Origin of the sequence: Anoxybacillus kestanbolensis, from assembly GCF_001996285.1 — a bacterium.
GTDB lineage: Bacteria > Bacillota > Bacilli > Bacillales > Anoxybacillaceae > Anoxybacillus > Anoxybacillus kestanbolensis_A.
This window is the reverse complement of record NZ_MQAD01000042.1, coordinates 1-7,693: the sequence shown is the minus strand read 5'-3', so window position 1 is coordinate 7,693 and position 7,693 is coordinate 1. Positions and strand designations below refer to the sequence as shown.

The 7,693-nt window shown below is 41.8% G+C and carries 9 protein-coding genes and 2 pseudogenes; 10 read left to right on the top strand and 1 reads right to left on the bottom strand.

Features of this window, described 5'->3' with window-relative positions:
- Window positions 1–119 precede the first annotated feature (119 nt).
- Window positions 120–1,112: pseudogene (tnpC, locus tag BO219_RS14300) on the bottom strand (IS66 family transposase); the annotation flags it as partial.
- Window positions 1,113–1,601: 489 nt separating this feature from the next.
- Between tnpC and BO219_RS14295 the strand changes: the two are divergent.
- The 10 genes and pseudogenes from BO219_RS14295 to BO219_RS14940 form a co-directional block, all read left to right on the top strand.
- A complete protein-coding gene (locus BO219_RS14295; RefSeq protein WP_143271316.1) occupies window positions 1,602–2,066 on the top strand; it encodes an NUDIX hydrolase in 465 nt (154 codons plus the stop codon).
- Window positions 2,067–2,210: 144 nt separating this feature from the next.
- A complete protein-coding gene (locus BO219_RS14290; RefSeq protein ID WP_077429998.1) occupies window positions 2,211–2,639 on the top strand; it encodes an NUDIX domain-containing protein in 429 nt (142 codons plus the stop codon).
- Window positions 2,640–2,769: 130 nt separating this feature from the next.
- Window positions 2,770–3,909, top strand: a complete 1,140-nt coding sequence (locus tag BO219_RS14285) for a conserved virulence factor C family protein (RefSeq protein WP_077429997.1) — start codon at window positions 2,770–2,772, stop codon at window positions 3,907–3,909.
- Window positions 3,906–4,538: a class I SAM-dependent methyltransferase gene (locus BO219_RS14280; RefSeq protein WP_077429996.1), complete on the top strand. Its 633-nt coding sequence runs from the start codon at window positions 3,906–3,908 to the stop codon at window positions 4,536–4,538. Before BO219_RS14285 ends, BO219_RS14280 begins: the two co-directional genes overlap by 4 nt.
- A 25-nt stretch (window positions 4,539–4,563) precedes the next feature.
- A complete protein-coding gene (locus BO219_RS14275; RefSeq protein ID WP_077429995.1) occupies window positions 4,564–4,941 on the top strand; it encodes a VOC family protein in 378 nt (125 codons plus the stop codon).
- Between the two features lie 142 nt (window positions 4,942–5,083).
- Window positions 5,084–5,347, top strand: a complete 264-nt coding sequence (locus BO219_RS14270; RefSeq protein ID WP_077429994.1) for a hypothetical protein — start codon at window positions 5,084–5,086, stop codon at window positions 5,345–5,347.
- 38 nt (window positions 5,348–5,385) lie between these two features.
- Window positions 5,386–5,811, top strand: coding sequence for an NUDIX domain-containing protein (locus BO219_RS14265; protein WP_043967025.1), 426 nt, complete (start codon window positions 5,386–5,388; stop codon window positions 5,809–5,811).
- Window positions 5,812–5,852: 41 nt separating this feature from the next.
- Window positions 5,853–6,455: pseudogene (locus BO219_RS14260) on the top strand (pentapeptide repeat-containing protein); the annotation flags it as partial.
- A 215-nt stretch (window positions 6,456–6,670) separates the two neighbouring features.
- Complete coding sequence (locus BO219_RS14255; protein ID WP_043967077.1) at window positions 6,671–7,378, top strand: DsbA family oxidoreductase; 708 nt, start codon at window positions 6,671–6,673, stop codon at window positions 7,376–7,378.
- Window positions 7,379–7,499: 121 nt separating this feature from the next.
- Window positions 7,500–7,693: helix-turn-helix domain-containing protein (locus tag BO219_RS14940; RefSeq protein ID WP_226373845.1), on the top strand; the 194-nt coding region annotated here is incomplete at its 3' end.

Below are 7,693 nucleotides of genomic sequence, written 5' to 3'. Positions count from 1 at the left end.
CCGTAGAGGCTCCATGTCAAGTTATTACTATCCACCACTTAATAACATAATTATCCATAAAATCATTTTTGTACATCACTATACAATCAAAATTGTGCATTCTTATTTTGACATTTACACCCTTGTTCGATGAATCCTTTTAACTCACGCAAATGGTGGGCATGACAAAGGGCATGGGTGGCATGCGTGTATTTCGGATATGTACCGAACGCATCGTGCATCATCGTCCCTTCATATCGGGGAAGAATCCCGATATCATCGGTCGCTTTTTTTCCACGAGAAGCGTGAGGAGCCAAGTATGTATATCTCGATGTACACACGACATGCACCCATGCGAGTTTCCCATTGATGCACAAACTCGTTTCATCGACATGCAGGATGTTGGATTCAAGTAAGGCGTCTTCGATGATGTCCATATTTGATTCCAGCGCTTCGCGTCCTCGTTTCACCATATTGGCAAGAGTTCCCGTACTAATCGAGTGTTGATATAACGCTTCGATTGTATCACTTAAACGCTTGTACGGGATCAATTGGATATGATGCAAATAAACAACGAGCGCCGTGAGCCGTGGACCGTATTGCACATGATTCGTGACATGGGATGGGAATTCGGCTTGTTGAACACATCGACAATGTGGACACGATTTCACTTCACGTTCATGTTGTGTCACCTCGATCGCCACAGGAGGGACATCAAACACTTGACGGATATCGACTTTGAACGGTTTGACTTCACGCAAAGAAGCCCCACATCCTTGACACGTATGCACACGGTGGACGACACGATGATGTGGATGTTCCACTTGACGGAGCGTCGTTCCTTGATGTCCTTCTTGTCCGCCTGGCTTGTTGCCAGATGGTTGACGAGAAGAACGTGTGTTGGCAAAACGGTCAGAAGATGGGGGCAAATGGCTATTGGAGCTGTTTTTTTTCGTGCGTGCTTCCAGCTCTTGAACACGGTACTTCAGTTGTTCATTTTCTTTGCGTAGTTGTTTGTTTTCGTGACGCAAATGTTCATTTTCTTGAACGAGTTGATGAATGAGCTGTTTTTGTTGTTGAACTTTGCCGATTAAGCTCTCAACTGTAAATACAGCTTGTTGTACCGTCAACATGCGATTCACCTCCTTGTCTATCAGTATTCACATCATAGACAAGGAAAGAAGAAAATATTCAGCTCACTTTATGATGTGGCTGAATAGTTACTCGGAAAATATGCAACAAAACAGAAAGCGAGGTGCATATATGGCGGTTAGGTACGGTGCCTGTCACGCTCAAAATTTATTCATCCTTTTCGATAGTATTCGACAACATTTTTCGTTCTCTTTCTGTACAATAAAATCGGGTTTTATAACCAATGAAAGGAAAGGGGTCGACTGAATCAATACTACATAACTGAATATAGCAAACGATATTCCTATTCATACCGTATCTTTATCGAATCCTAATCAGAAATACTCATTTACTCATCACATGGTTTATGGGTTAAGAAAATGGGATCATGACATGGCCATTGTAGCGCAATGTCAATATATTGCATCGTGCGAAAAAATTCAGTGAGATACATTTACTCTAAAATCAACTTACTGAAGGATGAGAAGAACATGAGGATTGTACCAAAGCACATAGTGGCTGTCTCTGGTTATATTGTAAATGACCATGGGGAAGTATTGCTTGTCAAAACACATTACCGTTCCGATACATGGGAACTTCCTGGTGGACAAGTCGAAGAAGGAGAGTCTTTGCATCATGCATTAGTAAGGGAAGTGCATGAAGAAACAGGATTGAAAATAGTACCACTAGGAGTAACAGGAGTATATTACAATGCTACGGACCATATATTAGTTGTTGTATTTCGTGGGAAGTATGAAGAAGGTGATTTGAACATTCAGACCCAGGAAATAAAGGAAGCAAATTTTTTTCTGCTAACTAGTAAAAACATTTCAAAATATATAACGAGACCGCATATCGCTTCACGAGTACAGGATGCGATGAAATGTAATTGTTTAGTACCGTATGAAGCATGGGAAGTGTCACCGTGTCGAACGCTAGGAAGGGTGGGCGTATAACCGAACCTGTTTATCACGCCTATTTTCAAGATCATGATCCGAAATCACTTGAACGGTTAGGTGAAACAGAACAGTTAGAGTTGTTTTGAGTATAGGGAAAAAAGAGTCATTGTCTTTGATTTTCAATAATGTGGAGGAAAATGTATGTATCCGAATTATCGAATTTCTGTTGAAGTGATTGTATGGCACGATGGGAAAGTTCTTTTAACAAAACGAGCAGAACATTGTAAGGTAGCTCCGAATGTATGGAACGTTCCGGCTGGAAAAATTAAGTACGAGGAAATTCCTGTCCAAGGTTTGTTCCGAGAAGCAAAGGAAGAAATTAATTTGGATGTAGAATTGCTAGAAGAGTTATTTGTTCGTCATTTAAAAAGCAAAAGTGGTGACGAAGATATATATCGGGTTGTTTTCACGTATATTGTCAAACCAAAAAATGATGATATTTCTTCACTTACACTAAACGACGAACATTCTGAATTTGCTTGGGTAACGAAAGAAGATCTCAACGATTCTAAGTATGAAACGCTTCATGACGACATACGACACATTTTGTTGACAAAAGTGTTTGTGTAAGACGATGTGAAACCATCTCTGCAATTTATGGAGGTGGTATTTTTTATTGAGCGAAACTTTTGCTTTTCTTTGTTTCTTCCTTTTTAATGAAGTTACGAGGTATTTTTTGTAGAGGATAGGAGAGAAAGAAATGAAAATTCAATCGATTGAACCAACGCCAAGTCCAAATACAATGAAAGTGTTGCTTGATGAAGAGCTTCCATTTGGCACAAGTTATAACTATAAACCTGCGCAAGCTGCGCATGCGCCTGCCATTATCCAGCAATTGCTGCAAATTGAAGGCGTGAAAGGCATTTATCATGTCGCTGATTTTTTAGCTATCGAACGGCATGCGAAATATGACTGGAAACCGATTTTAACGAAGGTGCGCGAAGTATTTGGCGAGCAGGTGGAGGAACTCCAAGATAATGAGCCCGTACGCAACGATCATTTTGGCGAAGTGAAAGTGTATGTGCAAATGTTGTATGGCTTGCCGATGCAAGTGAAGTTAACGGACGGTCACGAAGAGAGACGTGTTGGCTTGCCAAAGCCGTTTGTCGATGCGGTGCTAGAAGCGCAAAAACATGCGGGGAATATCGTCATAGAGCGAAAATGGGTCGAAAAGGGCGTGCGGTACGGAACGTTTGAAGAAATCGGCGCTGATATTGTTGAGGAATTGTCTGCCGCTTATCCACCCGAACGGCTTGAACGGCTCGTGCACATGTTTAAACAAGGCGAACAGGCAAAAACACAAAAACGAACAAGCATTCAAGTAACAGAACAAATGCTAGAGAACCCAGACTGGACGAAACGATATGCGGCGTTGGAACAAATGATAGAGCCGAAGGAAACCGATTTGCCTGTATTGGCAAAGGCGTTAAAAGACGAAAAAGTCGCCATTCGTCGCTTAGCGACTGCGTATTTAGGAATGATTGGTGGCAAAAGCGTGCTTCCGTATTTATATGAGGCACTAAAAGACCCAGCCGTTTCTGTGCGCCGTACCGCTGGTGACTGTTTGTCTGACATTGGTGACGTGGAAGCCATTCCTGTCATGGTTGAAGCGCTAAACGACGCAAGCAAGCTCGTTCGCTGGCGTGCCGCGATGTTTTTATACGAAAATGGTGATGAATCCGTCTTGCCTGCATTAAAAGCGGCCGAAAACGACCCGGAATTTGAGGTAAGCATGCAAGTTAAAATGGCGATTGAACGCATCGAAGGCGGCGAAGAAGCGAAAGGATCCGTTTGGAAACAAATGACGGAGAGTAGAAAGGAAGGAAGAGGGAATTTATGAATACGAAAGAATTCTGGGAGTCCAGTTTTATTGAGAAGCAAACGATGTGGGGATTTGAACCTTCAGAGTCTGCGATCTTAGCAAAAGACTTTTTCCTTGAAAAGAAAGTGAAAAATATATTAATTCCAGGTATTGGGTATGGAAGAAACGCAAAAGTTTTTATCGATAACGGAATAAACGTAACAGGTATTGAGATTTCAAAAAAAGCCATTGAGTTAGCAAGGCAACACGGGCTTCATCTTCCTATTTTCCATGGTTCAGTAACTGACATGCCTTTTGATGACCAACTTTATGATGGCGTATTTTGCCATGCGCTAATTCACTTATTGAATGAGCGTGAAAGAGAGAAGTTTATTAAAGATTGTTATAATCAGTTAAAACGAAACGGGTATATGATTTTTACAACTATTTCAAAAGAAGCACCGATGTTTGGAAAAGGGAAACAACTGGATAAAGATTACTTCGAGATTATGGAAGGATTAAAAATGTTTTTTTATGATCATGAATCCATAAAACAAGAGTTTGGAAAGTATGGACTGATAGAATATTCAGAGGTGGTGGAGCCGCATAAGAACATGGAAAACAAACCACCGTTTAAATTTATCATGATCAAATGTCAAAAACGATAATATTTAAAAATAGAGGAGAATCCAAATGAACATTGTTATCAAACGGCTCGATCATGTGCAAATTTGCATTCCGATCGGTGCAGAGGACGAAGCGCGAGCGTTTTATACAGGAGTGCTCGGTTTTAGCGAAATCGAAAAACCGGAAACGTTGAAAGCAAGTGGCGGGCTTTGGTATGAAGTTGGCGATATTGGACTACATATCGGAGTTGAAAACCGCGAAGGATATCGAAGCAAAAGCCACCCCGCGTTTGAAGTCGAAAATATTGAAGCAGTACGACGTTATTTGGAAGAAAAGGGAGTAGTGACGAAAGACGAAAAAGCCATTCCTGGTATTGCTCGCTTCTCGTTTCTTGATCCGTTTCACAACCGAATAGAATTTTTGGAGAAACAGCGAGGGCAATAGTCCTCGTTGGATGTTGCCGATAAGTTGAGACAGAAGTGGAGAAACCCTCTGTCTTTTTTTGTTTTCACGACAAAATTCGACATCGTTTTTTTAAGTTTTTATGTAGGATAAAGGTAGTAATTTTAGTTGAGGGTTGAGAGCAATGGGTAATTTTCTAAATTTTTTCGTTCCTATTTTTATTGTTGTAACGAGTGCATTTGGACTTATTTATGTGATACGGCGAGAACGGGACTATTGCCCAAAATGTGGTGGAAAGCTGCAAGATTTTTATGTTGATCGCAATCAAAGAGCGTTTACCGACGGAGAGTTAGAGGCGTTTAAAATTTTACATCCAGAGGATCGCTCAACATTTCAGAAAGTGAAATATTGCCGTCAATGTCGGAAAGCATATCGGCACATCACTTAAAGATATACTGCATGACAAAAATAAAGGGGAAAAACATGATGCGAATACGCAAATGCGCTAGGGCAGTAATCACCAATGAATATCATGAAATTCTTCTTCAAAAATTTGAATTTACGGATGTCATAGGAAATGTCGTGTTATGGGTAACTCCCGGAGGTGGCATCAAGGGAAAGGAAACCCCAATCGAAGCTTTGAAAAGAGAACTACGTGAAGAGCTTGGAATTGTTGTTGATATTCGTGACGAACCACTATTTGAAATCGATGTATTCATTGAAGGAAAAAGCGATTCTTTTATAAGCCGGGAGATTTATTATAAGATAACGATTCAATCCGACACGATATTATCGATTGAAAATATGACTGAAAAAGAGAAAGATACGTTTATTGATTTAAAGTGGTGGAGTAAGGAAGAGTTGAAGAAAATAAAAAACTTTGCGCCGCGTGAAATATTGAACTATTTTTAGAAAGCAAGCACCATTAAGGATGTTTTACGCATAAGATTATCGCTCAAGGAGACTTTGCAGGGGTGACCGCACATAAAGGAAAGTTTGTAGCGAGTGCATTGCGCGGATCCGATTTTTCTGGTGCCGACCTAACGGGAAGCTTATTTAAAGCAAGTGATATGCGCGAAGCCAACTTTAGGAGCGCGAATTTAACCGATTGCCTGTTCTATGCTACTGATTTGACAGATGCAAATCTCACGCAATCAATCCTGGTGCGCACTCGTTTTAGTAAATCAGGACTGACAGGAGCAAAATTCACAGACACCAAACTAACAGATGTGAAGTTCGACACGCTTGACCTTAGAAAAACGATGTTTGAGCGTTGTATCTTTATTGGTGTGAACTTCAAATATTGCGACCTACGAGGAATGCGCTTTGACGGGCATACTTTTATCGGCGTCAAGTTTACCAAGTCGGCACTGCGCGAAGCATCTTTTGAAGGAGCGACACTCAAAAATACTTCGTTCCATCCAGGTTTCACTTTGACCAATAAATATTACCGCACCATCCCAACCATCTGCTTTGACGGCGCCGTGATGGATAAACTCACCTATGCTTCCTTGAAAGGCCTAGGTGCTGATTTATCAAAGGTTACCATTGTATAGGAGGCGGAGGGTATGCGAAACAACGCGATCCAATAGATCCCGCTCGTATGGTGTTTAGGTATTCTCATTGTTGCGTATATAACTGCAATGCGCGTTTACAGACGAAAAATGGCGTGAGGATAGGGCAAGCAGATGATTTGAAGAAAGAAAAACATATTCGTTACAATAAGGAAGAAAATTCCCTCCGATCTGGAGGACAAAACCGAGGTGTGACGATGAAAATTGAAGTATGGTCCGATTTTGTTTGTCCGTTTTGTTATATCGGCAAGCGGCGGTTAGAAGAAGCGCTTGCGTCTTTTCCGCATCGGGAGAATGTCGAGGTCGTCTTCCGTAGTTTTGAACTTGATCCGCATGCAAAAAAAGAAACGCCATTTAGCATTCACGAAATGATTGCGCAAAAATACGGTATTTCCGTAGAAGAAGCGAAGCGGGCAAACGCCGATATTGGCAAGCAAGCGGAGGCGCTTGGTCTTACGTTCCGTTTTGAGACGATGAAACCGACCAATACGTTTGATGCCCACCGTCTCGCGCAATATGCGAAGGAAAAAGGGAAGCTTGATGAAGTAGTGGAGCGGCTGTTTTACGCCTATTTTACCGAATCGAAGCGAATTAGCGACCGCAACGTGCTACTGGAGCTTGCTGAAGCGGCAGGGCTTGATCGGAAAGAGGCGGAAGCGGTGCTTGATAGCGAACGTTATGCCGAACACGTGCGAAACGAAGAAGCGATAGCGGCTCAACTCGGCGTTCGCGGTGTACCGTTTTTCGTGCTCAATCAAAAATATGCGATTTCTGGCGCTCAGCCCGTCGACGTATTCCGCCAAGCATTAGAAAAAGTATGGGCAGAAGAACAGCAGTCCTCATCGCTACAATTGCTTGCGGAAAAAGGAAAAACGTGCACGGACGAAAATTGCGCTATCGACTAAATTCCAGCAAATAAAAAGCCGGCTAGGGAACCCCTGAAGTGACCCAGTAAAATGGGACAAGGAAAAAACACCTCCTGAATCGAATGTATAACTTACTTCGATTTGTGGAGGTGTTTGTCTTATGGGGACAAGAGTTCCTTATCCAGAGGAGATCAAGTGGAAAGCTATCGAGATGAAACAAGCAGGGTATACCAACCGAGAAATTATGGAGACGTTAGGTATTAAAAATAAGACGCAGATCAAGACATGGATGAGATGGTATAAAAATGGCGAAACTCATCGGTTTTCTCAGCCTGTAGGGAAGCAATATGTATG

Excerpts from the sequence above, each read along its gene's own strand:
- BO219_RS14295 (WP_143271316.1), top strand. The coding sequence starts at position 1,602 with ATGAGGATTGTACCAAAGCACATAGTGGCTGTCTCTGGTTATATTGTA.
- BO219_RS14290 (WP_077429998.1), top strand. The coding sequence starts at position 2,211 with ATGTATCCGAATTATCGAATTTCTGTTGAAGTGATTGTATGGCACGAT.
- BO219_RS14285 (WP_077429997.1), top strand. The coding sequence starts at position 2,770 with ATGAAAATTCAATCGATTGAACCAACGCCAAGTCCAAATACAATGAAA.
- BO219_RS14280 (WP_077429996.1), top strand. The coding sequence starts at position 3,906 with ATGAATACGAAAGAATTCTGGGAGTCCAGTTTTATTGAGAAGCAAACG.
- BO219_RS14275 (WP_077429995.1), top strand. The coding sequence starts at position 4,564 with ATGAACATTGTTATCAAACGGCTCGATCATGTGCAAATTTGCATTCCG.
- BO219_RS14270 (WP_077429994.1), top strand. The coding sequence starts at position 5,084 with ATGGGTAATTTTCTAAATTTTTTCGTTCCTATTTTTATTGTTGTAACG.
- BO219_RS14265 (WP_043967025.1), top strand. The coding sequence starts at position 5,386 with ATGCGAATACGCAAATGCGCTAGGGCAGTAATCACCAATGAATATCAT.
- BO219_RS14255 (WP_043967077.1), top strand. The coding sequence starts at position 6,671 with ATGAAAATTGAAGTATGGTCCGATTTTGTTTGTCCGTTTTGTTATATC.